21 protein-coding genes are annotated in these 24,626 nt (G+C 72.8%); 9 read left to right on the plus strand and 12 right to left on the minus strand.

Features of this window, described 5'->3' with window-relative positions:
• Positions 1 to 6: 6 nt before the first annotated feature.
• From ACQPXG_RS12075 to ACQPXG_RS12095, 5 genes are all read left to right on the plus strand, one after another.
• Complete coding sequence (locus tag ACQPXG_RS12075; RefSeq protein ID WP_433467744.1) at positions 7 to 1,530, plus strand: sugar ABC transporter ATP-binding protein; 1,524 nt, start codon at positions 7 to 9, stop codon at positions 1,528 to 1,530.
• Complete coding sequence (locus ACQPXG_RS12080; RefSeq protein WP_433467745.1) at positions 1,527 to 2,609, plus strand: ABC transporter permease; 1,083 nt, start codon at positions 1,527 to 1,529, stop codon at positions 2,607 to 2,609. Before ACQPXG_RS12075 ends, ACQPXG_RS12080 begins: the two co-directional genes overlap by 4 nt.
• A 139-nt stretch (positions 2,610 to 2,748) precedes the next feature.
• The gene (locus ACQPXG_RS12085; protein WP_433467746.1) at positions 2,749 to 3,813 is read left to right on the plus strand and encodes an ABC transporter substrate-binding protein; all 1,065 of its coding nucleotides are present in this window, start codon (positions 2,749 to 2,751) and stop codon (positions 3,811 to 3,813) included.
• Positions 3,814 to 3,889: 76 nt separating this feature from the next.
• On the plus strand, positions 3,890 to 5,029 hold the full coding sequence (locus tag ACQPXG_RS12090) for a Gfo/Idh/MocA family protein (protein ID WP_433467747.1): 1,140 nt from the start codon (positions 3,890 to 3,892) through the stop codon (positions 5,027 to 5,029).
• A complete protein-coding gene (locus tag ACQPXG_RS12095) occupies positions 5,029 to 6,033 on the plus strand; it encodes a sugar phosphate isomerase/epimerase family protein (protein ID WP_433469947.1) in 1,005 nt (334 codons plus the stop codon). Before ACQPXG_RS12090 ends, ACQPXG_RS12095 begins: the two co-directional genes overlap by 1 nt.
• 54 nt (positions 6,034 to 6,087) lie before the next feature.
• Here ACQPXG_RS12095 and ACQPXG_RS12100 read toward each other — a convergent pair whose 3' ends face one another.
• Positions 6,088 to 6,939: an LLM class F420-dependent oxidoreductase gene (locus tag ACQPXG_RS12100; RefSeq protein ID WP_433467748.1), complete on the minus strand. Its 852-nt coding sequence runs from the start codon at positions 6,937 to 6,939 to the stop codon at positions 6,088 to 6,090.
• A gap of 65 nt (positions 6,940 to 7,004) precedes the next feature.
• Here ACQPXG_RS12100 and ACQPXG_RS12105 point away from each other — a divergent pair, with 65 nt between their 5' ends.
• The gene (locus ACQPXG_RS12105) at positions 7,005 to 7,490 is read left to right on the plus strand and encodes a MarR family winged helix-turn-helix transcriptional regulator (protein WP_433467749.1); all 486 of its coding nucleotides are present in this window, start codon (positions 7,005 to 7,007) and stop codon (positions 7,488 to 7,490) included.
• A gap of 9 nt (positions 7,491 to 7,499) precedes the next feature.
• On the opposite strand, the gene ACQPXG_RS12110 is transcribed toward ACQPXG_RS12105, so the two are convergent.
• Both ACQPXG_RS12110 and ACQPXG_RS12115 read right to left on the minus strand, forming a co-directional pair.
• Positions 7,500 to 8,198 carry a cupin domain-containing protein gene (locus ACQPXG_RS12110; RefSeq protein ID WP_433467750.1) on the minus strand — a complete coding sequence of 233 codons (699 nt, stop codon included), beginning with the start codon at positions 8,196 to 8,198 and terminating at the stop codon, positions 7,500 to 7,502.
• A 23-nt stretch (positions 8,199 to 8,221) separates the two neighbouring features.
• Entirely contained in the window at positions 8,222 to 8,806 is a 585-nt protein-coding gene (locus ACQPXG_RS12115) for a Uma2 family endonuclease (RefSeq protein WP_433467751.1), read from the minus strand.
• 206 nt (positions 8,807 to 9,012) lie between these two features.
• Here ACQPXG_RS12115 and ACQPXG_RS12120 point away from each other — a divergent pair, with 206 nt between their 5' ends.
• Positions 9,013 to 9,579, plus strand: coding sequence for a DUF1707 SHOCT-like domain-containing protein (locus ACQPXG_RS12120; protein WP_433467752.1), 567 nt, complete (start codon positions 9,013 to 9,015; stop codon positions 9,577 to 9,579).
• Between the two features lie 109 nt (positions 9,580 to 9,688).
• The gene (locus ACQPXG_RS12125; protein WP_433467753.1) at positions 9,689 to 12,205 is read left to right on the plus strand and encodes a hypothetical protein; all 2,517 of its coding nucleotides are present in this window, start codon (positions 9,689 to 9,691) and stop codon (positions 12,203 to 12,205) included.
• Positions 12,206 to 12,431: 226 nt separating this feature from the next.
• On the opposite strand, the gene ACQPXG_RS12130 is transcribed toward ACQPXG_RS12125, so the two are convergent.
• From ACQPXG_RS12130 to ACQPXG_RS12140, 3 genes are all read right to left on the minus strand, one after another.
• Entirely contained in the window at positions 12,432 to 12,617 is a 186-nt protein-coding gene (locus tag ACQPXG_RS12130) for a hypothetical protein (protein ID WP_433467754.1), read from the minus strand.
• 130 nt (positions 12,618 to 12,747) lie between these two features.
• On the minus strand, positions 12,748 to 14,595 hold the full coding sequence (locus tag ACQPXG_RS12135) for an endonuclease/exonuclease/phosphatase family protein (RefSeq protein WP_433467755.1): 1,848 nt from the start codon (positions 14,593 to 14,595) through the stop codon (positions 12,748 to 12,750).
• Positions 14,596 to 14,679: 84 nt separating this feature from the next.
• Complete coding sequence (locus ACQPXG_RS12140) at positions 14,680 to 14,871, minus strand: ferredoxin (RefSeq protein ID WP_433467756.1); 192 nt, start codon at positions 14,869 to 14,871, stop codon at positions 14,680 to 14,682.
• Positions 14,872 to 15,146: 275 nt separating this feature from the next.
• Here ACQPXG_RS12140 and ACQPXG_RS12145 point away from each other — a divergent pair, with 275 nt between their 5' ends.
• Positions 15,147 to 15,803, plus strand: a complete 657-nt coding sequence (locus ACQPXG_RS12145) for a class I SAM-dependent methyltransferase (protein ID WP_433469948.1) — start codon at positions 15,147 to 15,149, stop codon at positions 15,801 to 15,803.
• A gap of 6 nt (positions 15,804 to 15,809) precedes the next feature.
• Here ACQPXG_RS12145 and ACQPXG_RS12150 read toward each other — a convergent pair whose 3' ends face one another.
• The 6 genes from ACQPXG_RS12150 to ACQPXG_RS12175 form a co-directional block, all read right to left on the minus strand.
• Positions 15,810 to 16,925 (minus strand): prenyltransferase, encoded by a 1,116-nt coding sequence (locus ACQPXG_RS12150; protein WP_433467757.1) that lies wholly within the window; start codon positions 16,923 to 16,925, stop codon positions 15,810 to 15,812.
• Positions 16,915 to 17,676: a class I SAM-dependent methyltransferase gene (locus tag ACQPXG_RS12155; RefSeq protein WP_433469949.1), complete on the minus strand. Its 762-nt coding sequence runs from the start codon at positions 17,674 to 17,676 to the stop codon at positions 16,915 to 16,917. Before ACQPXG_RS12155 ends, ACQPXG_RS12150 begins: the two co-directional genes overlap by 11 nt.
• A 42-nt stretch (positions 17,677 to 17,718) precedes the next feature.
• On the minus strand, positions 17,719 to 19,002 hold the full coding sequence (locus tag ACQPXG_RS12160) for a glycosyltransferase family 4 protein (protein ID WP_433467758.1): 1,284 nt from the start codon (positions 19,000 to 19,002) through the stop codon (positions 17,719 to 17,721).
• 28 nt (positions 19,003 to 19,030) lie between these two features.
• A complete protein-coding gene (locus ACQPXG_RS12165; RefSeq protein WP_433467759.1) occupies positions 19,031 to 20,266 on the minus strand; it encodes a cytochrome P450 in 1,236 nt (411 codons plus the stop codon).
• 36 nt (positions 20,267 to 20,302) lie between these two features.
• On the minus strand, positions 20,303 to 21,574 hold the full coding sequence (locus tag ACQPXG_RS12170; RefSeq protein ID WP_433467760.1) for a cytochrome P450: 1,272 nt from the start codon (positions 21,572 to 21,574) through the stop codon (positions 20,303 to 20,305).
• A gap of 158 nt (positions 21,575 to 21,732) precedes the next feature.
• Positions 21,733 to 24,573 carry a hypothetical protein gene (locus ACQPXG_RS12175; protein ID WP_433467761.1) on the minus strand — a complete coding sequence of 947 codons (2,841 nt, stop codon included), beginning with the start codon at positions 24,571 to 24,573 and terminating at the stop codon, positions 21,733 to 21,735.
• Positions 24,574 to 24,626: the final 53 nt, after the last annotated feature.

The raw sequence follows: 24,626 nt of genomic DNA on the forward strand, positions 1-24,626 counted from the left end.
GGCCCGATGGGCTCGTCCGAACCCGAACCGCTGCTGCGGATGCGCGGCATCGTCAAGCAGTTCCCCGGCGTCCGCGCGCTGGACGGCGTCGACCTCGACGTCCGCCCCGGCGAGGTGCACTGCCTGCTCGGGCAGAACGGCGCCGGGAAGTCGACGCTGATCAAGGTCCTCGCCGGCGCGCACCAGCCGGACGCGGGCGAGATCGTCTTCGCCGGGCGGCCGGTGCGGCTCGCCGGTCCCACCGCCGCCATGCGGGCCGGGATCGCGACCATCTACCAGGAGCTCGACCTGGTGGACGGCCTGTCGGTCGCCGAGAACATCTTCCTCGGCCACGAGAAGGCGACCTTCGGCTTCACCCGGCGCGGCGACGCCGAGCGGGCGGCGCGGGAGCTGCTCGGCCGCCTCGGGCACGGTGAGATCCCGCCGCGGCGCGAGGTCGGGCGGCTGCCGGCCGCGGGCAAGCAGGTCGTCAGCATGGCCCGGGCCCTGTCGCACGACGCCCGGCTGATCGTGATGGACGAGCCGTCCGCCGCGCTCGCCCACGACGAGGTGGACAACCTGTTCCGCATCATCCGCGAGCTGACCGCCGCCGGCGTCGCGGTCGTCTACATCTCGCACCGGCTGGAGGAGATCCGCCAGATCGGCGACCGGGTCACCGTGCTCAAGGACGGTCGTTCCGTCGCGGGCGGGCTGCCCGCGCAGAGCACCTCGACGGATCAGATCGTGTCCCTGATGACGGGACGCGACGTGGAGTACGTGTTCCCGGAGCGGCCGGAGCCCGCCGACGACCGTCCCGAGGTGCTCCGGGTCGAGAACCTCACGCTGCCCGGCGCGTTCGAGGACGTGTCGCTCACCGTCCGCGCGGGCGAGATCGTCGGCCTCGCCGGGCTCGTCGGCTCCGGGCGCTCGGAGATCCTGGAGACCGTCTACGGCGCGCGGCGTCCCGCGCGGGGGCGGGTGCTCGTGGACGGGCGTCCCGTCCGTCCCGGCGACACGGGCGCGGCGGTGCGGCGCGGCATGGGCATGGCGCCGGAGGAGCGCAAGAGCCAGGCGCTGCTGATGAACGAGACCGTCGCCGGGAACGTCAGCGTCGCCGGGCTGTCCCGGTACGCGTCGTTCGGCTGGCTCAGCCGCCGCCGCGAGCTCGCCGACGTGCGCCGCCAGATCCAGGCGCTCGACATCCGCCCGCCCGACCCGAGACGCCCCGTGGTGACGCTGTCGGGCGGCAACCAGCAGAAGGTCGTGCTCGCGCGCTGGCTGCTCGGCGCGGCCGGGCTGCGGCTGCTGATCCTGGACGAGCCGACCCGCGGCGTCGACGTCGGCGCCCGCGCCGAGTTGTACGCGGTGATCCGCGAACTGGCCGGACGCGGGATCGGGGTGCTGCTGGTGTCCAGCGAGGTCCCCGAGGTGCTCGGGCTCGCCGACCGGGTCCTCGTCGTCCGGGAGGGCCGCATCGTGCACACCGGCGACGCCCGCGACCTCGACGAGGGCGCCGTGCTCAACATGATCATGGAAGGGAGTGCCCTGTGACCGACACGTATCACTCTGGGGGGTCGGCCCCTCAGACCCCCCGGAAAGACGTAGGGGTAGGCGAGAGCGGCGGGGCGCTCGCGATCGGGAAGTCCCCGGGCGGGGGGCCGTGGCGGCCGTTCGCGCGGGGCGGCGGGGCGGGGAGCCGCGAGATCCACCATCTCGGGCTGGTCGCCGCGCTGGTGCTGCTCGCGGTCGTCGGCCTGGTGACCGAGCCGGACAACTTCGCCACGTCCGGGAACGTGGTCGGGATCCTGGCGCTGGCCGCCACCATCGGCGTGATCACCGTCGGCCAGACGTTCGTGATCATCGGCGGCGGGATCGACCTGTCCGTCGGGTCGGTGATGGCGCTGGCGTCGGTGTGGGCGACCACGGTGGCGACGCAGTCCTACGGCCCCGCCGTGATGGCGATGTGCGCGATCCTCGTCGGGACGGGGTCGGGCATCGTGACCGGCCTGCTGATCTCCTACGGCCGGCTGGTCCCGTTCATCGCCACGCTCGCGATGCTCGTCGCGGCGCGGGGGCTGGCGCAGCGGATGTCGGACCGCAGGACCCAGCTCGTCCGGCCGGAGAACGACGCCATCGAGGCGCTGTCCACCACCAAGGTGCTGGGGCTGCCGCTCGTCGTGTACATCTTCGCGGCGGTCGCGGTCGCCGGATGGCTGCTGCTCAACCGCACCACGTTCGGCCGCCGGACGTTCGCCGTCGGCGGCAACCCGGAGGCGGCCCGGCTGGCCGGCATCAACGTCCGACGGCACACCCTGCTGCTGTACGCGCTGTCCGGCTTCTGCTGCGGCATCGCCGCGATCATCATCATGGCGCGGACCACCACCGGCTCCAGCACCCACGGCGACCTGTACGAGCTCGACGCGATCGCCGCCGTGATCATCGGCGGGACGCTGCTCACCGGCGGCCGCGGCACCGTCATGGGGTCGATCCTCGGCGTGCTGGTGTTCACCGTCATCACCAACCTGTTCATCCTGAACGGCCTGCAGACCAGCGACCAGCTGATCGCCAAGGGCGTGATCATCGTGATCGCCGTGCTGCTGCAGCGCCGCGGGCTGCGCTCGCCCACCTGACCTTCCGGCGTCCACCACCCCTCCACATCCACCACCCGCACGTCCACCACCCGCACGTCCACCACCCCACACGTCCGGCGCCGCGCGTCCCGGGGAGCGCGCGGCGGGGGACGACCCATCCCTTCACCAGGAGCACGTCATGCGTGATCAGAGCCCTCGTCCGAGCCGCAGAGGCGTCCTGTTCGGCGGTGCCGTCGTCGCGGCCGGCGGCCTCGCCGCGGCCTGCACCGGCAACAGCGAGAAGAGCGACTCCACGCCGGCCGCGCAGTCCGGCTCGCTCGGCGGCGACAACGACAAGCCCGGCAAGCAGGTCACCATCGGGTTCTCCGCACCCGCCGCGGACCACGGCTGGATCGCGGCGATCGCCAAGAACGCCGAGGGCCAGGCGAAGAAGTACAAGGACGTGACGTTCAAGCCGGTCGAGCCGACCAACGACATCAACCAGCAGATCTCCGCGGTCGAGTCGCTGATCCGGGCGAAGGTGAACGTGCTGGTGATCCTGCCGAACGACGGCGAGCAGCTCAACCAGGTCGCCCGCAAGGCGATGGACGCCGGCATCCCGGTCGTCAACCTCGACCGCGTGTTCCCCGACAAGCTGTCGTACAGGACGTGGATCGGCGGCGACAACTACGGCATGGGCGTCTCCGCCGGCCACTACGTCGGCAGGAAGCTGAAGGACAAGGGCGCCTCGAACCCGGTCATCGTGGAGATCCAGGGCATCGCGACGCTGCCGCTGACGCAGGACCGCAGCAAGGGCTTCGCGGACGCGCTGAAGTCCTACGGGTTCTCCGTCACCGCGAAGCAGGACGCGAAGTTCACCGTCGAGTCCGGCAACCAGGTCGCGACGAACCTGCTCCAGGCGCACAAGAAGATCGACGCGATGTGGAACCACGACGACGACCAGGGCGTCGGCGTGCTCGCCGCCATCAAGCAGTCCGGCCGCAAGGAGTTCTTCATGGTCGGCGGCGCCGGGTCGGCCAACGCGATGCGCGAGATCAAGTCGGGCGGCGGCGTGCTGGAGGCGACCGTCACCTACCCGCCGACGATGGCCGCGTCCGCGATCAAGCTGGGCCGGCTGATCGCGCAGGGCAAGGGCATGACCGACCTGGTCGAGCTGCAGGTGCCCCAGTCGATCACCCTGGCGTCCGAGACGGTCACCAAGGACAACGTCGACACGTACATGCCGCTCGGCTTCGAGTCCTGAGCGACGGGGGCGCCGGCGCGTCCGCCTCCCTTCCCCCAGGCGGGCGCGCCGGCAACGACAGAGAGGTGAGCAGAACATGACGACCGTCGGAGTCGGGATGGTCGGGCACGCGTTCATGGGGCGCGCCCACTCCCAGGCGTGGCGCAGCGTAGGGCCGTTCTTCGGGCCGCCGCTGACACCCGTCATGACCGCCCTGGCCGGCCGTTCCGCCGAGCGCGCCGGCGCCGCCGCCGCGGCGCTCGGCTGGGCGTCGGTGGAGACCGACTGGAAGGAGCTGCTCCGCCGCGACGACGTCCAGCTCGTCGACATCTGCACGCCGGGCGACAGCCACGCCGAGATCGCGGTCGCCGCCCTCGACGCGGGCAAGCACGTGCTGTGCGAGAAGCCCCTCGCCAACTCCGTCGCGGAGGCGGAGGCGATGGCCGCCGCCGCCGAACGGGCCCAAGGGCGCGGCGTCCGGTCGATGGTCGGGTTCAACTACCGGCGCGTCCCGGCGGTCACCCTCGCGCGCAGGTTCGTGGACGAGGGACGCATCGGCACCGTCCGGCACATCCGCGCGCAGTACCTCCAGGACTGGCTGGCCGACCCGGAGGCCCCGTTCACCTGGCGGATGGACCGTGACAAGGCCGGGACGGGGGCGCTCGGCGACATCGGCGCGCACATCATCGACACCGCGCAGTTCATCACCGGGCAGTCGCTCGTCGGGGTGTCGGCGCTGCTGGACACGTTCGTCCCGGAACGCCCGGTGCCGGGCGGCGGCACGGCCCAGGTCACCGTGGACGACGCGGCCCTGTTCATCGGCCGCACCGACGCCGGCGCGCTCGCCACGTTCGAGGCGACCCGGTTCGCGACGGGACGCAAGAACTCGCTGCGGATCGAGGTCAGCGGCACGTCCGGGGCGCTGTCGTTCGACCTGGAGTCGCTCAACGAACTCTGGTTCTACGACCGGAACGAGGACGCCGAGACGGCCGGCTTCCGCCGGATCATGGTGACCGAGCCCGTCCACCCGTACGCCGGACGGTGGTGGCCGCCCGGTCACATCCTGGGGTACGAGCACACGTTCACCCACCAGATCGCCGACCTGCTCACCGCCATCGCCGACGGGACCGACCCGCGCCCGTCGTTCGCCGACGGCCTGCAGGTGCAGCGCGTCCTCGCCGCGGTCGCCGACAGCGCCGCGTCCCGATGCTGGGTCGATGTCGAAGGGAGCGCATGATGGCACGACCGATCACCCTGTTCACCGGCCAGTGGGCGGACCTGCCGTTCGAGGAGGTCTGCCGGCTGGCCTCGGGCTGGGGCTACGAGGGCCTGGAGATCGCCTGCTGGGGCGACCACTTCGAGGTCGACAAGGCCCTCGCCGACGACGGCTACGTCCCGCGGAGGCTGGAGACGCTCGCCAAGCACGACCTCAAGGTGTGGGCGATCTCCAACCATCTCGTCGGGCAGGCCGTCTGCGACCACCCGGACGAGCGGCACCAGGCGATCCTGCCCGAGCGGATCTGGGGCGACGGGGAGCCCGAGGGCGTCCGGCGGCGCGCGGCCGCCGAGATCATGGACACCGCGCGGGCCGCCGCGAAGCTCGGCGTCGACACGGTCGTCGGCTTCACCGGCTCCTCGATCTGGCACACGGTCGCGATGTTCCCGCCCACCCCCGACGCGATGGTGGAGCGCGGCTACGCCGACTTCGCCCACCGCTGGAACCCGATCCTGGACGTGTTCGACGAGGTCGGCGTCCGGTTCGCGCACGAGGTGCACCCGAGCGAGATCGCCTACGACTACTGGACGACCGTCCGGACGCTGGAGGCGATCGGGCACCGTCCCGCGTTCGGGCTGAACTTCGACCCGTCCCACTTCGTCTGGCAGGAGCTCGACCCGGTCGGCTTCCTGTTCGACTTCCGCGACCGGATCTACCACGTCGACTGCAAGGACACCAAGGTCCGCACGGGCGACGGCCGCCGCGGGCGCCTCTCCTCGCACCTGCCGTGGGCCGACCTGCGGCGCGGCTGGGACTTCATCTCCACCGGCCGCGGCGACGTCCCGTGGGAGGACGTCTTCCGCGCGCTGAACTCGATCGGCTACTCCGGTCCGATCTCGGTCGAGTGGGAGGACGCCGGCATGGACCGCCTGCAGGGCGCGCCCGAGGCCCTGGAGTTCGTCCGCGCCCTCAACGCGATGGAGCCGCCCACCGCCTCCTTCGACGCGGCGTTCTCGTCCGACTGAGCCCGCGGTGCGCCGCCCCTGTGAGGCCACGCACGGGGGCGGCGCACCGTTCCTTCAGGCGACGGGCCGGGCGCCCAGCCTGCGCGGGGCGTGGTCCTCGACGAAGCGCTCCAGGTCGGACGCCGTGGCGCCCATGGGCGGGACGACGATCAAGCGGTCCACCCCCAGGTCCGCGTAGGCCCGGACGAACTCGGCGTCCGGGAGTCTCGGCGGGCTGACCGAGATGTGCAGGGGCTCCCGGCCCGCCTCTTCGCGGAGTGCGCGCACCCGGGGGATCAGCTCCGCGCCGGCGCGCCGCCCGACCATCCACCCGTACCACCCGTCCGCGTGCCGCGCGGCCCGTCGGAGCGCCGCCGGGCCGTGCCCTCCGGTCACGACGGGGATCGGGCGCTGGACGGGACGCGGATGCGCGTCCACGCGCTCGAAGTCCACGTGGCGCCCGTGGAAGGCGGGCTTGTCGTCGTACCAGAGCGATCGCATGGCCGCGAGGTACTCGTCGGCGCGTTCACCCCGCCCCTCCGGCGGGACCCCGACCGCGCGCATCTCCGGCTCCAGGTACCCGGCCGCGGCCCCGAAGATGAGCCGTCCTCCGCTGAGCACGTCGACGCTGGCGAGCTGCTTGGCGAGCACGAGCGGGTTCCGCTGCGGCAGGACGACGACCCCGGTGCCGAGCGCGATCCGCTCGGTATGGGCGGCGAGGTGGGCGAGGGCGACCAGCGGATCCAGGAAGGGTGCGTCCGGCTCCGCCGGGGACGGGTCGACGCGCGGGCTCGGCAGGACGACGTGGTCGCCCACCCACACCGAGTCGTATCCGAGGTCCTCGGCCAGCTTGGCGACGCGTGCGGCGACCTGCGGCTCGGCGCAGGAGTGCAGGTTGAGGGCGAAGAGTCCAAGAGTTGGTGGCATTTCTCAATAGTCGAACTCTTCTACTATCGAGTCAACCGATGATCGAACGGATATAACCTGCTGCCATGGTGGAGGGTTCCATGCGGGACGGGCTGCCGGAGGGGCTCGCCTCCCTGGCCGGCTTCCAGCTGTCCAAGTGCGGATGGTGGCTGGAGCAGCGGCTGGAGGAGGACCTGAAACCGCACGGCATCCGGGTACGGCACTTCCTGGTGCTGGCGATGCTCAGCACGTCCGAGACGCTGTCGCAGCAGGAGATGGCCGGATACCTGCTGCTCGACCCCACCCTGATGGTCGGCCTCGTCGACGACCTGGAGGCGCGGGGGCTCTGCGAGCGCACCCGCGACCCGCGCGACCGGCGGCGCCACTCCGTCCGCATCACCGAGGACGGGCTCGACCTGCACCGCCGAGCCCGCGCCCTTGCCGACGAGGTGGGCGCGGACGTGTTCGGCCCGCTGTCGGACGACGAGTGGCGCACGGTCGTGAAAGCGATCGGCCGGGTCATGCAGCCGTTCTGGGCCGAGCAGATGGTGCGCCCGCGCCGCAAGCGCTGACCCGACCGGTCAGGGCAGGGCGCGGAAGTCGGCGAAGTCGAAACCGGGGGAGACGACGCAGCTCACCAGGACCTCCTCGCCCCCGGCCGGGCGCGCCGCCTGCCAGACGCCGGCCGGGACGACGGCTTGCGGAACCTGCCCGTCCGCCAGGTCCGCACCGAGCGTGACCGCCTCCGGCGTGTCGGACGGAAGGTCCCCGTCCCCGCCGAGGAGCAGCGTCAGCGGCCCGCCCCGGTGCCACAGCCACACCTCCGCCGACCGGACCGAGTGCCACATGGACTCCTCGCCGGGCGGCAGCAGGAAGTAGATGCCGGTCGCGCCGGCCCGCTCGCCCGGGTAGCCGTCCGGCGTGAACGCGACGTCCGACCGCCACGTCTCCCGGTACCAGCCGCCCTCCGGATGCGGCAGCAGATCCAGCGCCTCGGCGGTCGCGGGCCGGTCCAGCAGCGCGACGTGCCGGCCGTCCGGGCCGCGCCGGACATATCGGACGCGGGACGCCGTCGTCCGGTCGATCACCCCGCGCGGAGGCATGGCCCCGGGGGCGGGGTCCAGGGTGACGGCGACGACCTGGCCCTCCTTGAATACGTCGTCGGCGACGGCGAGCGGCCCGGACTCGTCGTCCGGTGCCCACACGGCCCCTGCCTCGGACAGGACGAAACGGGGGCCGGCCTGGGCCTGCCAGGCGTCGAGCGTCGTGAGCAGCAGCACGCACCGAGCCTAGACGGTCGGGCCTAGTCCATCTCGGAGAGGCGGGCCGGGTCGAAGGCGATGGGGAAGGGGCGGTCGAGCGTGACGGTCTCACCGGAGCGGGCCTTGCCGGTCAGCTCGTAGTGGTCGTCGCGGAGTTCCAGCAGGGTGATGGTGGGACGGGGCTCCAGGTCGACCAGCCAGTAGTGCGGGATGCCCGTCGCGGCGTACTCCTCCACCTTGCGGACGCGGTCGATCTGCTCGTTGACCGTGCGCGGCGTGACGACCTCGGCGACCAGGATGAGGTCGGGGCCGTAGTAGGTCCGGGTCCGGCGTTCGAGCGCGGCGCGGGCGACGTCGCGGGCCACGGCGAAGACGTCCGGTTTGCGGATGCCGGCCGGGGTCGTGACGTCCTGCGGGGCGCCGGCGACGTGGACGTCGGCGTCCGCCTGGCGGGCCGCGTCCTTCAGGATCGTCTTGAGCTGCTCGGCCGCGTGGTCGTGCCAGAGGTCGCCCGGCAGCTCGTGCAGCCAGCCGTCGGCGAGCTCGTAGCGGCGGCCCTCCTCGGGGAGCTCGTCCAGGTCGTACAGCGTGTACGGGCCGTGCGCGCGGCCGGGCGTCCCGCCCATGAGTCGTCCCCCCTCACCTCGATGAACGGGCTGATCCGAATCTAGTGGACGGACGTCCGGAAAGGGCGCAGCCATGATCGCGCGTCGGGATGCGGCCGAATGTCTCGAAAGCCGAGCGGCGGGGAGTTAAGATACATCGCGTCTTGACCCTCCAGGCGGTGGAGGGACCAGGCTGCGGAGGCGGAACGCCTCGAAGGAGAGATGCGATGAGCGTCGAGCAGCACGACCAGGCCGCGCCCGCGCTGCGCGCTTCGGACAGCGACCGCGACGAGATGCTCGTCCGGCTCCACACCGCCTTCGCCGAGGGGCGGCTGAGCGAGACGGAGCTGGACGAGCGCATCGACCTGGTCCTCGCCGCGCGCACGCATGGCGAACTGGACGCCGTGGCCGCCGACCTGCCGTCCGGCCGGGCCGCCCCGGGGTCGGCCGGGCACGGGCCGGCGGGCCGGTTCCAGGTCGCCTACAAGGGCTCGGTCAAGCGGGCCGGACGCTGGCGCCCGCCCGAACGGTTCACGACGGTCGTCTACAAGGGCACGGGCCTGCTCGACCTCCGCGACGCCGAACTGGACGGCCAGGTCACGACCCTGTGGGTGCTCGCCTACAAGTCCACCGTCCAGATCATCATGCCGCCGGGCGTCCGCGTGGAGACCGGCGGTGTGGGGGTGTCGGCGGAGGTGTACGGCGACCGGGCGCCGGGCGCACCGGTCCTCCACATCCGGGGTTATGCCTACAAGGGGGCGATCGAGGTAAAAGATCGGATACGCCGGACTTGAGGCGATAGAACGCTCAGCGGCCCCATCGGCCGCCGTTCACGCGATGTCCGTACAAGGGCTCCCGTGGCGCGATTTGATAGTGGTCCAACAGGACCGTGAAGGAGCGCGTGTGACGGCGAGGACCCCGGAGCAGGATGAGGCGCGGCGGACGGCCGAGGAGGAGCCGGCGGGCTCCCGCGACGTCCGGCGGCGCCTCACGTTCGGGGTCGCCGGCGATCTCGCCGACATGCCCGCCGCCCTGTCGCCCTGGCAGCGCGCCTACGAGGCCTGGCGCGCCGCCGGCCTGAACTGGGGGCACGGCGCTCCGCCCCGCGAGCGCACACCGAAGGCCACGAGCCTCAACGCCGTCCGCGCGGATGCCCAGCCGGAAGCGGCCCCGAAGCCGAAGGCCTCCAAGCCGAAGCCCGCCAAGCGCAAGCCCGCGAACGCCAGGCCCGCGCCCCGGCCGGCGAGGGGCGTGAAGGCGAAGCCCGATCCGGATGACGTGCTGGTCGCCGGGCCGCCGAAGCCGGACCCGGTGCCGGCGATGCGGACGGGGCCGACGCGGCGGCTGCGGGTGCGCGGGACGGTCGCGGCCGGGCTCGTCGTGGTCGCCGGCGGGGTGATCTTCGTGGTCGCCCAGGGCGACGACGAGCCGGGCACACCGGGCATCCCCGGCCCGATCCCCGCGGACGGGCTGTTCGCCCCCGATCCGGCCGCCGCGACCGACGGGCTCGTCCAGGACCTCACGACCATCGCCTCCGCGGGCGGGACGATCGTCGCCGCGGGCACCGAGGGCGACGGCGTCCCCGGCCGGGAGCGGACCCGGTTCGTCGTCTCCGCCGACACCGGACGCGCCTGGTCGCTCGCGAAGCTGCGCGGCCCGGACGGCTCGGCACCGCCGTCCGGCGACACCCCGCGGCTCCTGTCCGGCGGGAACGGACGCTGGGTGGCGCTCGGCCGGTCGTCCGGCGGCGGCGTGGTGGCGTGGACGAGCGGCGATGCCGGGACCTGGACCCGCCGCACGCCCGCCGCGGGCTTCACACCGGCGGACCGGGTGAACGACCTGACCCGCACCGGCCAGGGCTTCGTCGCCGTGGGCGCCTCCGGCGGCCGCGCCGTCGCCTGGAGTTCGGCGGACGGACGCGCGTGGCAGCGCATCGACGGCATCCCGGGGATCACCGGCCTCGACCGCGTGGCGGCCGCGGGGAATGTCGTGATGGCCCACGGGACGTACTCCAAGAAGGTCACCGAGAAGCGGGGCAAGAAGAAGGTCACCCGGACCGTCGGCGCCGACGGCCTCTGGCGCTCCGCGGACGGCGGCCGGACGTGGACGCACGTCGGCATCCCGCAGGCGCAGGGATCGTACGGCTCGACCAAGGGACTCACGACCGGCCCCGGCGGGTTCGCGACCGTGCGCGAGGGCAAGCAGACGACCGGCCGGAAGAAGCACCGCAGGACGAAGCGCTTCGGCCTCCTGTTCACCTCGCCGGACGGCCTGAAGTGGCGGGTCGCCGGCAAGTTCGGCGGCGCCGGCATCGACCGCTTCGACGGCACGCCGTCCGGCCTCGCCGTCATCGTCAAGGCGGCGAAGGGCGCGCACACCGTGCTGCGCAGCGCCGACGGCCGCACCTGGCGGCCGGGCGGAACGCTCGCCGCGCCGGTGCGGAGCAGCGGGCTGACGGTCGCCGGCGAGCGGCTCGCCGAGTCCGGACGGCAGGGCGACGACGCCTACCTGCTCGGCGTGGACCTGCGCACCGTCCCGGGCGCCGTCCACCCCGAACGTTCGATCGGCTCGGTGGCCGCGGGCCCGGGACGCTCCGTCGCGGTCGGCAGCACCAACGGCCGTGCCGCGATCTGGACGACCCCCGACGGCCGCTCCTGGACGCGCTCCCGGTTCCCCGCGACCGGCGGCCGGCTCTCCGATGTCGCGCACGGCAAGCCCGGCTGGCTGGCCGTGGGCCGCGTCTCGGGCGCGTCTTCCGGCCCCCTCGCGATGACCTCCAAGGACGGTCTGGTCTGGCGGAAGGCCACGCTCCCCGGCGGCCCGCCTCCGGTGGCCGTCACCAGCGGGCCGTCCGGCCACGTCGCGGTCGGAACCGGCGCGGCCTGGCGTTCCGCCGACCTGCGCGCCTGGCGGCGCACGGGCATCGACGGCGCTCCCTCCGACGTGACCGCGACGGGTTCGAGCTACGTGGCGGTCGGCGGCAAGGGCAAGGCGCCCGCCGCCTGGACGTCCCGGGACGGCCTCAGGTGGACGCCCGCCAAGCTCCCGCCCGGCCTCACCGCCCCCCTCACCCAGGTCGCCGCGAGAGGCGACACCCTGGTAGCGATCGCCGCCGGCTACACACTGGTCTCTGCTGACGCCGGCGCCACCTGGACACGGCGCGCCCTGGGCGGCCCCGACCTGATCGCGACCGCCGTCACGCCGACCACGCGGGGTTTCGTCGTGACCGCCACGACGAACGGGGACGCCGCCGTGCTGACCTCCTCCGACGGCGCGGCCTGGCGTCGCCTCGACGTCCCGGGCCTGGCCGGCCCCGGCGATCAGCGCATCACCACCCTGACCACGATGGGCCCCGACATCCTGGCCACCGGCGCGGACTCCGACACCCCGACCTTCTGGCGCGCGCCCGCCCCCGAGTAGGGCATCAGGAACGGCCCAGGGTCAGCCGTTGCAGCCGCAGGAGCAGCCCTTCGGGCATGAGCACCCGCCGCCATGTCCGCAACTGCAGTCTTTTTTCGTCATGGGCGGAACGTAGCTTTTCTGGCGCTGTGCGGTCTATGGCCGAAGCGCGATGGGGACCTGTCGTACAGGACACGGGCCGTCCCGGGGCGGGGGGTTCGGGACGGCCCATGCCGGGTCGAGGGGTTCAGAAATCGATGTGGAAGTCCACGCCGAGCAGGACGAGGACCCAGAGGAAGATGGCCAGCAACGCGCTGACGACGCGTTGGAGCAGGCCCTCGGTGATGTAGCCGCGGTCCCACGCGATGAATATGCCGATGATGATGTAGATGAGGCCGACCAGACTGATGTGCGGCCGGTATCGAGTCGCCATGGGGGACGTCTCCTCCCAGCTGGGGGTGTGACGATCGGTGGTTGCCCGGCCCTGCCGGAGGAAAACACCGGAGGCGTTCAGGGACCTGCCGCGACGATCTTTTTGGCACCGCCCAAATTCGGTGCGGTGCCTACTTCCCCGACATGTCGATGCGGACGACGGTGGGGTCCCGCTCGCCGGCGCGGTCGGCGAACTCCGCGCTGCGGTGCACCACGTCGAACTGGTGCCTGCGCCTGTTCAGCGACGCGCTGAGCATGATGTGGTCGAGGTCCTCGGAGTTGCCGGCGGTGACCGCCGTGTAGCGGTCGCCCGCGCGGAGCCCCGCGGGCAGGTCGGTGAGCCCGGCGCTCTGGGCGAGCGTCTGGACGGGGACCGACGTTCCGCGGTCGTTGAGGTCGCCCGCCACGATCACCTGGGCCTTCGCGTCCACCCTCCGGACCGAGTTCACGAAGGTCGCGACCGTGCGGGACTGCGCGTCGCGGCGCCACTCGGTGGGCTGGGACGGCGGCTGGCGGCGTCCGAACAGGGGCTCGTCGTCGTCGGTGCGCGGGAACCACTGGTTCGCGATGACGATGAGGCGGCGGCCGCGCCAGGTCAGCTCCCCGGCGAGCGCCTTGCGGGTGCCGGCCCACGCGGCGTCGCCCGGCGCGATCCGCCCCGGGCTCAGCGTGAGCCCGGCCGTGCCGCCGCGCGGGACGGCCCGGACCGATGTGACGGCCGGGTCGGGCCGCGCGGGCGGATCGTCCGGGACCGGCCCGGACTGCGAGGGACGGTCGACGAACGCGAGCCCGCGGTCGGTGCGGAACAGGAACCCGACCCGGTCGTTGGCGCCCTTCCGCCCGCCGTCGGAGTTGTCGCGCGGATACACCGAACGCCAGTCGTAGGCGGGCCCGCCCGCCGCGCTGATCGCCGTGATGAGCTGTGCGACGGTCTGGTCGTCGGCGACGGTGCCGTCGTCCTCCGGGCCGCTGTTGTCGCCGAGGCCGGCGACCGCGATCAGATCGGGGGAGCGCAGGCCGTCCACGACGTCGTGCGCGACGGCGTCGAACCGCGCGGCCGGCGCGTCGGGGTTCAGCCCGTCCAGCCCGGCGGTGGCGACGGCGAGCTCGCCGGGACGCTGCGGGCGGGTGGTCTCGCGGGTGATGGCGCCCGCGGTGCGCCGCGGCGTCGCGGTGAGCAGCAGCTTGTAGTCGCCGTAGGAGTAGTCGAGGATGCCGTGGTTCGCGCCGGGGAGCCGGTCGCCGACGTTCATGCCGGGCAGCGGCGCGAGCGCGTCGTCGAGGATGATCCGCTCGGGGTTGGGGTCGGCGTCGCGGAAGAGGATGCCGCCGCGGGCCGTCCGCGCCTGGGCGCCGGTGCCCCAGGCGGGCAGCACGGGCAGCTCGCCGTCGCGGGACGGTCCGGCCGCGACGGCGTCGTCGATCCGGACCCGCATGCCTTCCAGGGACTCGTAGAAGTCGATGGCGTCGTGGCGGGGATCGAACGCGCCGCCCCTCTCCACGTCGCCCTGCCCGCGGTCGATCACGCTGCCCGGGGCCCGGCGCCCGCGCGGGCCGAGCACGGCCGGCGGCGGCAGCGGCGTGCCGTGCGCGTCGACCGCGGTCGCGGTGGCGTCGATCTCGGTACGGGTGAGCCCGCCGGACGACGCGCCGCCCGGGCGGAACTCCCTGACCTTGCCGTCCACCCGGACCGCGTCGCCGACCAGCGCCTTCGGCCGGGTCCGGGTGAAGACGAAGACGCCCTCGGACGTGGCCTCGCTCCTGTCGGGGCGAGGGTCCTGCATCCAGAACCCGTTGGCGGTGAGCGCCGTCACGACGCCCGGCACCCGGGCGACCGCGACGCCGTTCAGCCGCGAGACGTGTGCGGCGCCCTGGATGTCGTGGATGCGGGTGGACAGGGGCGCGGCGTGCGCCGCGGAGACCGGGGCAAGGGGCGCGGCGAGCGCCACCGCGGCCAGGAGCCTCCCCAGACCGTGCACCAACCGCGCTCCATCACCGTCTAGGAGTCCGAATGAACGACAAGGATGATACGCGTGCGGAAGCGTGCGGCGTGATCAGTCGGGTCACTCCTCCAGGGACAGTGCGGCCTTCGGGCACGACCGGACCGCGTGCCGGGCGCGGTCCTGCTCCTCCGGCGGGACGTCCGGCTCGATGATCTGGAGCTCGTCGTCGTCGTTGAGATCGAAGACCTCGGGCGCGAGCCCGACGCACACGGCGTTCGCCTCGCACACCAGCGGGTCGACCCGTACTCTCATCGTCTGCTCCGTTCGCGAATCACGGTGAGCGTGCGGTGGCCGGGGCGCCCGCCGGGGTCGCGGGCCGCGCCACCTCGCCGGCCAACCTACCGAACAAGGTTCGGGCCATTCCGCCCGCCCGGAAAGTTCCAGTCCCAGTGGGCAGGACTCGGGGCGAGACTTGCATCTCAGTATGGCGATGTCGGATATGGTGCCCCGATCGGAGGAGATCGATGACCCACACCAAGGCGTCCACCGACTCGGGGACGACCGCCCGTTCGGCCGCGGCGACGCCCATGCCCACGGCTCTGCTGCGCACCGCGCGCTCCGCCAAGGGCTTCATGCCGGAAGGCGAGGGCCTCGCGCTGTACGAGACCGCCCTGGACTACGGGAGCCGCCTCGCCGGAGTCGGCCCCATGCTCGAGGTCGGCACCTACTGCGGCAAGTCCGCCGTCTACCTGGGGGCCGCGGCCAGGGCGGCGGGAACGGTCCTGGTCACGGTCGACCACCACCACGGCTCGGAGGAGAACCAGGCGGGCTGGGAGCACCACGACCCGGCCATGGTCGACCCGAGCACGGGCCGGATGGACACGCTGCCCACGTTCCGCAAGACGATCGGCGCCGCCGGACTGGAGGACGAGGTCGTCGCCATCGTCGGGCAGTCCCGCACCGTGTCGGCCTTCTGGCGGACGCCGCTGGCACTGCTGTTCATCGACGGCGGTCACGCCGAGGAGCACGCGCAGGGCGACTACGAGGGCTGGGCGCCGCACGTCGCCACCGGCGGCGCCCTCGTGATCCACGACGTCTTCCCCGACCCGCGGGACGGCGGGCAGCCGCCCTACCACGTCTACCTGCGGGCGCTGGCGAGCGGCGCGTTCGAGGAACGCCGGGTGGAAGGGTCGCTGCGCGTCCTGGAGCGCGTCAGCGGCACCGACCCGCTGAAGCCCGCCTGACCGCGCTCACACGCGGTTGGCGACCCCGACCAGCGCGCACCCGCACGCCAGCGGATCGGACGCCTCCGACGGCCCGAGCGGCCGTCCGGCGATCTCCTTGAAGAGCCGGGAGCCGGGGGAGGCGTCCGCGAGCGCGTCCGCCGCCAGGATCACCGCGGCGGCCGTGTAGGTGGAGCGGTCCCCGGGGAAGTGCCGCTCGTTCTCGAACTGCCAGCCCGTCCAGTACGAGCCGTCCTCGTGCCGGAGGTGCTGGATGGTCGTGAACAGCTCCAGCGCGCGGTCGCGGTCGCCCGCCGCGTCCAGCGCCAGCACGAGCTCGCAGCTCTCCGCCGCCGTCACCCACGGCTGGTCGGACACGCAGCGGCAGCCGAGGCCCGGCACGACGAACGTGTCCCAGCCCGCGTCGAACCGGCGCTCCGCGTCCGCGCCGCGGACCGGGCCGCCGAGCACCGGGTAGTACCAGTCCATCGACCAGCGGCTCTTGTCGGCGAACGCCTCCGGGTGCGCGGCCACCACGTGCCCGAGCTGGTCGGCCGCCAGCTCCCAGTCCGGCTGGTGCTCGCCGAGGTGCTCGGCCAGCGCGACCGCGCAGCGCAGCGACTGGTAGATCGACGAGCAGCCGGTGAGCAGCGCGTGGTCGGACGGCTCGCCGCCCTCGTGCCGGATCCAGATGATCTCCCCGCGCCGGGTCTGCAGCCCGAGCGTGAAGTCGATCGCCCGCCGGACCGCCGGCCACATGTGCCGGGCGAAGCCGGCGTCCCCGGTGGTGAGCAGCTCGTGCCAGACGCCCACCGCGACGTAGGCGGCGTGGTTGGACTCGCCGCCCGGCTCGGTGACCTCGCCAAGCACCCACTTCGCGGGCCACGACCCGTCCGGCCGCTGGACGCCGCGCAGCCATTCGTACGCGCGCCTGGCCTCCTCGCCGAGCCCCGCGACCGACAGCGCCATCGCCGCCTCGATGTGGTTCCAGGCGTCCACGTGGCCGGGCACGCCCGCCACCGGCGAGAACCACGGGATCGCGCCGGACGACTCCTGCTGCGCGGCGATGCTCAGCGCCGTCGCGACGATGTCGTCCGACGTGAGGACTCCGGGAACTGCGGGCGGCGCGGTCTCAGACCGCATCCGCCGTCTCCTTGGCCGGGGCCGACGGCGTTCCCGGCGCCGCTGGCTTGGCGAAGTAGACGACGACGCTCTTGCCGATCAGCGGGTTCATCACGCGCTCCGCCAGCCGGGTCGCGAGCGGCCGCTTCATGATGTCCCACACGAGGATCTGGTGGTACGCCTTGGCGAGCGGGTTGCCGTCGTTGTCCACCCCCACCGCGCACTTGATCCACCAGTAGGGCGCGTGCAGGCCGTGCGCGTGGTGGTGGCCGCCCACCCTGAAGCCGACCGACTTCAGCTTGGCCTCCAGCTCGGCGCGGGTGTAGATGCGCACGTGCCCGCCGGGGGCGGTGTGGTAGTCCTCCGACAGCGCCCAGCACACCCGCTCGGGCAGCCAGCTCGGCACCGTGACCGCCAGCCTCCCGCCCGGCTTGAGGACGCGCAGCAGCTCGCGCATCGCCCGCATGTCGTCGGGGATGTGCTCCAGCACCTCGGACGCGACGATCGCGTCGAAGTGGTCGTCGGGGAACGGCAGGTCGAGCGCGTCACCCTGCACGGTCTCGGCGGTCGCGTCCGCGGGCACCTCGCCTTCGAGGCGCATCGCCCCGAACATCGTCTCCACGCCGGCCAGCTCGCCGGCGTCCTGGTCGAAGGCCACGACGTGCGCACCCCGGCGGTACAGCTCGAAGGCATGCCGTCCGGCGCCGCATCCCATGTCCAGGACGCGGTCTCCGGGGGTGACGCGGAACCGCTGGAAATCCACGGTCAGCAGGGTCGTGCTCCTTCCGTACGGGGGAGTCCAGAGGACGTGCCCTCACTTGCCCTTGCGGGCGGCCAGACGCCGGTAGTTCTGCTGGGTGATGGCGGCCCTGTAGTGCGCGACGGTGGCCTGCGCCACGGCCGGCCAGGCGAACCGCTCCTGGACGCGCGCGAGCCCGGCGGCACCGGCCTTCGCCCGCTCCTCCGCGGAGTCGTGCAGGCGGTGCAGGGTCGCGGCGAGTTCCTCCACGTCCCCGGGCTGCACGAGGATCCCGGCGTCGCCTGCCACCTCGGGCAGTGCGCCGGCGCGGCTGGCGACCAGCGGCGTCCCGGACGCCATGTGCTCGACGGCGGGCAGCGAGAACCCCTCGTAGCGGGAGGGCACGACGGCGATCTCCGCGGACGCGAGCAGCTCGCCCAGCTCCTCGTCGCCGATGCCGCTGACGAACCGGACGCGCTCGCCGAGGGCCAGCTCGCGCACGAGCTTCTCGGTCGGGCCGTCCTTCCGCGGCCTGCTGACGACGATCACGTGCACGTCGCGCTCGGTGGCCACCTTGGCGACCGCGCGCAGCAGCACGTCCACGCCCTTGATCGGCGCGTCCGCGCTGGCCATCGCGACGATCCGGCCGGGGACCCGCTCGCCGCGCGGGTGGAAGATCCGGGTGTCGACGCCGAGCGGAAGGATCTCGATGTCGCGCGGGTCGACCTTGAAGTCCTTGACGATGTCGACCTTGGAGGACTCCGACACCGTCAGCACCGGGCCGATCCGCCGTGACACCTGCGACTGCATGCCGACGAACCCGTACCAGCGGTGCTTGCCGAGCTTCTGCTTGATCCCGCGCGCCGCCTCGATGTCGATCCGGCGGTCGACGCTGATCGGGTGGTGGATGCTCGTGACCAGGGGCAGCCCGAGCCGGGAGATGCCGAGGTTGCCGAGGCCGAGGACCTGGTTGTCGTGCACGACGTCGAAGTCGCGGCGGCGCCCGCGCAGCAGCCGCAGCGCGCGCAGGCTGAACGTCAGCGGCTCGGGGAAGCCGCCCGTCTTCATGTGCGCGAACTCCAGGACGTCGAGCCAGTCGCGGAACTCGCCGAGGGAGGGGGTGCGGAACGGGTCCTCGTCCCGGTACAGGTCGAGGCTCGGGAGCTTGGTGAGGGTGATCTCCTCGCGGTCCAGCTCCGGGTACGGCTGGCCCGAGATGACCTCCACCGTGTGGCCGAGGTCGACCAGCTCCCGGCTCAGATGCCTGAGGTAGACGCCCTGCCCGCCGCAGTGCGGCTTGCTCCGGTACGAGAGCAGGGCCACCCGCAGCGGGCCGCCCGTCTCGCCTGCCTCACCCACGCCGTTCCCTGCCCACGCACCACTCCCGTCAGTCGAGGGACGCCGGCCGCACGAGCACCGGCATCTCCTTTATGCCGTTGATGAAACAAGACCTTAGCCTGCGTACGTTACCGCTGAGTTCAATATTGGGCATCGCGTCCAAAAGTGTTTCGAAAAGCACACTCAGCTCAAGTCGGGCGAGATGGGAGCCCAGGCAGAAGTGCGGCCCGCCGCCGCCGAAGCCCAGGTGCGGGTTCGGGTCCCGGCCCACGTCGAAGGCGTACGGGTCGGCGAAGACCGCCTCGTCGCGGTTCGCGGACGCGTAGAACACGACGACCTTGTCCCCCTCCTTGATCTTCCGGCCGCCGAGCTCGGTGTCCCGGACCGCCGTCCGGCGGAACAGGTTGACCGGGGTGACCCAGCGGACGATCTCGTCGGCCGCGGTCCGCACCACGGACCGGCCGGCCTTCAGCCGCTCCCACTGCCCGGGGTGCTCCAGCAGCGCCAGCATGCCGCCGGTCGCCGCGTTCCGGGTGGTCTCGTTGCCGGCGACCGACAGCAGCATCACGAACAGCTCGAACTCGTCCCCGGTCAGGACCTCGCCGCCGGCGTCCGGCTGGAGCAGCTTGGTGACGATGTCCTCGCGCGGGTTCTCCCGCCGGTCGGCGGCCAGGACGTTGGCGTAGGCGTACAGCTCCGTCGCCGCCGCCTGGCCCTCCTCGGGCGTCCGCTGGAACTCCGGGTCGTCCCCGCCGATCAGCGTGTTCGACCAGGTGAAGATCTTCTCGCGGTCCTCCGGCGGGGCGCCGAGCAGCTCGCAGATCACGTACAGCGGCAGCGGCGCCGCCAGATCCCGGACGAAGTCGGCCTCCTCGCCCCTTTGGAGGGTCTCGTCCACGAGCTTCCGGCAGATGTCGCGGATGTGCGCCTCCAGCGCCCCGATCGCCCGCGGCGTGAAGCCGCGGTTGACGATGCTCCGTTTGCGCGAGTGCTCCGGCGGGTCCTGGTTGAGCATCATCATCCGCTGCAGGACGAGGTGCTCCTCCGGCGGCTCGTCGAACAGGGCGAGCCGCCGCCAGGACGAGAAGATCTCCGGATGCCGCGAGACGTGCACGACGTCCTCGTGCCGCGTGACCGCCCAGAAGGGCGGGTAGTCCCGCTCCGGATCGCCGTGGTGCCGGTGCACGGGTTCGTGCTCCCGGAGCCACGCCAGCTGCTCGTGCGGGACGCCGCCGCGCTCGTACGCGCCGGGGTCGACCAGTTCGATGTCGGGGGTGGTGGTCATCGCCGCGGACCTCCTCGTCCGGAGTGATGGGCGCCGTCAGCCTCTCAGGGGAGCCGAGGGCGTGAAGCTCACCGGGATCTCCTTGTAGCCGTTGACGAAGTTGGACCGCAGCCGGCGCGGCTCGCCGGCCAGGCGGATGTCGGGCATCCGCTCCAGGATCGTCTCGAAGATGATCCGCAGGTTCATCCGGGCGAGGTGGGTGCCGAGGCAGTAGTGCGGGCCTCCGCCGCCGAAGCCGATGTGCGGGTTCGGGTCGCGTCCCACGTCGAAGGCGAACGGGTTCTCGAACACCCGCTCGTCCATGTTGGCGGAGCCGTAGAACAGCACGACCTTGTCGCCCGCCTTGATCTCCTTGCCGCCGAGCTCGGTGTCGACGAGGGCCGTCCGGCGGAACTGGTTGATCGGGCTGACCCAGCGGACGATCTCCTCGACGGCCTTCGGCACCAGGCTCCGGTCCTCCCGCAGCCGGGCCCACTGGTCGGGACGCTCGAAGAAGGCGATCATGCCGCCGGCGGTGGCCGTCCGCGTCGTCTCGTTCCCGGCGATCGACAGCATGATGACGAACAGCTGGAACTCCTCCAGGGTGATCCTGCTGCCGTCCGCGTCGGGCTGCAGGAGCTTCGTCACGATGTCGTCGCGCGGCGTGGACTGGCGGGCCGCGGCCAGCTGCCCGCCCCACTCGGCGAACTCCGCGGCGCACAGCGTCGACTCCTCACGGCCCTCGATGAACTCGGGGTCGTTGAACGCGACGAGCTTGTTCGACCAGTGGAAGATCTTCTCCCGGTCCTCCAGCGGGGCGCCCAGCAGCTCGCAGATCGTGTACAGGGGCAATGGCGCCGCGAACCTCTCGACGAAGTCGCACTCGCCCAGCGGCGCGGCCTCGTCGATCAGCTCGTTGCAGATCCGCCGGATGTGGTCCTGCAGTCGCCCGATCATCCGCGGGGTGAAGCCCTTGTTCACCATGGACCGCAGCCGCGTGTGATCCGGCGGGTCCTGGAACAGCATCATCTGCCCGTACAGGGCGATGTCCTCGTCGGAGAACTCCTCGAACATCGCCGACCGCTCGCGCGAGGAGTACGGGTCGGCGCGCCGCGACACCGCCACCACGTCCTCGTGCCGGGTGACCGCCCAGAACCCCGGGACACCGTCGTTCGGGTCCTGGTGCCAGTGGACGGGATCGTTGTCGCGCAGCCACTGGAACTGCCGGTGCGGGATGCCCCCGCGCTCGTACACGCCGGGATCGATGATGTCGATCTCGGGAGCTCGGAAGGCCCGGTGGGCGGAGACGGGGGACGTCGCGAGTGCCATGGATGATCCTTCGTGCCGGGGTGGAGACCACACGAGGCGAGCAGGCCGTTTGAGCGCTTGCTTGGTGCACGCACCTAGAACACGTTCTAACATGAGACTCCAGTCTCATCAAGAGTCCCACCCGTGAGAGTGACCCGCGTCGCACCCCGGTCCGGGCGTCAGAGCTCCAGATCGCGCCCCACGGCGTCCCACCACGCGACGGCCTTGCCGACGTCGAGGCCCGTGACCCACAGGTCCTCCGGGTCGTCCGGCATCAGCGGCTCGCGCAGCACCGCGTCGAGCTGCCACGACTCGTGTGGCGCGCGCTCGCCGGTATCGGGATCGTCGTAGAGCGCGGCGACCTCGGGCGGCAGCAGTGCCGCCTCGTGCTCACGCCCCGCCGTGAACGGGTATCCGTAGGCGGCGGACGCGGCGGTGTGCACCGGCAGTCCGGTGCGCCCGGCGAGCCGGTGGACCGCCGAGATGTCATGGGGGGCGGGGCCGCGTTCGTCCAGCAGGCGCAGGAACCGGGCGATGCGGTCGGCTCCGCCCCAGCCCTGCGACCCCGGCGGGTCTCTCCTCTCCCGCCCCGGCATGACGAAGTCGTGGAACTCCCCGGTCGGGGAGTACTCGATCGCGACACCCGACAGCATCACCAACGCCCCGCCCGGGGTCCGCCAGATCTCTCCGGCGGGGGACTGTCCGGTCGGCGAATCGAACCGCAGGCGCCGCCACCGGCCGCTGCCGTCGCCCCACGGCGTGTCGCCCAGCGCGCCCAGCCAGTCGCGGGCCTTCGCGCGCTGGTACTCCGGCGTCCACGCAAGCGCGGCCAGCAGCGCCGTGCCGCCCAGTTTGCCGAACTCAAGATGGTTCGGCCGAGGCGGCTCGACGCGGCCGAGCGGACGCGGGGTGTCGCCGGCGGGGCCGGACTCGGCCGCCTCGCCCAGAACCTCCGCGAGCCTGCGGACGGCCGGCACCTGCCCGATGTGCCGGCCGGCCCGCAGGCCGCTCACGCTCCGGATCCGGCCGGGCAGCCTGGAGGGGCGCTTCCGGCCGAGCGCGTCGCACAGCCGCAGCGCGTGCTGCAGGTGACCGGCGGCTCGCTCCAGGAGCGTCCGGACTGTGTCGCGGAGCCCCGCGTCGGTGATCTCCGGCAGGGCTCGGTCGAGTTCGCGGTGCAGCTCCCGCCCGCCGGGCAGCGCGGCGTCGAGAAGACCTACGACGGTGCCGTGCTCCAGTCGGCGCAGCGCCGCCGAGCCGTCCGGGTCGACGGGCGCGAGGTGCGGCCAGAAGCCGGGCGGGACGCCCGTGTACGGCCGCCGCCGCGCGACGGTCCGCCCGTCCGCGATCATGCGGAGGACGCCCCCGTCGAGAACCACCCGCACCGGTTCGGTGGCGCCGGGAAACGTCACCGGAACGGATGTCGCGCTCCGCGGCCAGGGCAGTTGCTCGCCGTCCGGCACCTCCAGCCCGCCGTCGCCGGCGAGACGATAGGTCTCCGGACGCCCGCCGTGAAGACGCGACAGGAAGGTGTTCGTGCCGTCGAACCATGGCAGAAGCCTGCCGGGGCCCGTGAACCAGCGGTGCTGCGTGTCGAAGAAGGGCAGATCGTCTTCGTGCACGATCCCGCCGGGCCCGTGCACTACGACGCGCTTGTGGGCCATGCCGAGGGTGAGGAGATCGCCGTGCAGGACGGCGCTCGTCGCGGCGTCCCAGCCCTGCGGGCACTGCAGCTCCTCGGGGAGCCCGGCGCGCAGCGCCCGCCACGCCGCGTCCACCGGGTCGGTGATGCCGACGCCGTCGACGAGCCCGGCGCCCATGGCGTCCGCGGCCATCGGGAGCCGCCGGGAGCCCTCGACGGCCTCGGCCATCGGTACCAACCGCGGGAGCGACGACTCCAGGCCCTCTAGGTCGCCCGCAGCGCACTCCTCCCGCCACGCCGCGAACTGCTCGCCCAGCACTCTGCGGATCGGCGCGGGCTTCAGCATCATGCGTACGAGGGAGGGATAGTCGATGTTGTCGGCCTTGCCGAAGCCGCGGACGAAAGCGTCAAGGTCACGGCGCGCCTCGTGGTCTTCCTCTATCTCCGCCGCGAGCCGCAGGAAGTCGGTGTCCGACCTCCAGGACGGAGTTCCCGGACCGTCGGCCGGCGCCAGCGGGTGCGGTCGGGCGGTCGCGGCGCAGGCGACCGGGTCGGTGTCCGGTTCGAACCAGGGGCCCGGCGGCGGGAACATCCGGTCGCCGGCCTCGAACGCCAGCCCCATCATGTCGTCCAGCTGCAGCGGGCCCACGTTCCGGTACCACTCACGCGGCAGCCGCCGCCCCCCGTCGGCCCGCCCGACGAGCAGCCGCCATCGGCGGTGATGTGCGGCCTGTAGCGCCGGGACGTCGTAGAGGCCGGGATCGGGACGCGCCGCTATCAGCAGGTCGAGGAGTTCCTCGTCCTTGGCGAGCTCGCGCAGCGGGATGTCCAGGTCCCCCCACACCGGGATCGGCGCGCGCGGCAGGAGCCCGCCTCGCAGCAGCCGCTCGGCGGCGAACCGTCTCTCGGCGTCCGCACCGAGCCGGGCCGCCACCGCGACCCGCACCAGCTCGGGCACGACGTACTCCGGGACGGTGCCCGCGTCGAAGAACGCGCACACCGCCTCGCGCGCCCACCGGTGCGCCTCCCCGGGTTCCGGATGCTTCACCAGCCGCTGCAGATGGTCGCGCAGCCTCGATTCACCGATGGCCCCCGACGGGACGAGCTCCACCAGCGTCCGCTGCGCCCGTGCGGCGTCCGCGGGCAGCCCGAGGGACCGCGCCTGGGCGTCCTCCATCTCACGCGCCCGCCCGAAGAGGTGGCCCGCCTCGTCCGGCAGGCCGTTCGCCGCGAAGACGCGCGCCGCGTGATCCAGGAACTCCGGCGCCGATGGTTCGGCGAGCGTCCCCGCCAGGGCGAGCACCTCCGCGCGCGCACCCTGCGGGTCGTCCGCCGCTCGCGCCACGGCCTCGTCCAGCCCGGGCCATGCCTCGGACATTCACACCCCCTGATCCCGTCGGCCTCCCCTCTGGAACGCCCACCCCTCCCGAT

It is taken from the genome of Spirillospora sp. CA-128828 (assembly GCF_050945415.1).
Classification (GTDB): domain Bacteria; phylum Actinomycetota; class Actinomycetes; order Streptosporangiales; family Streptosporangiaceae; genus Spirillospora.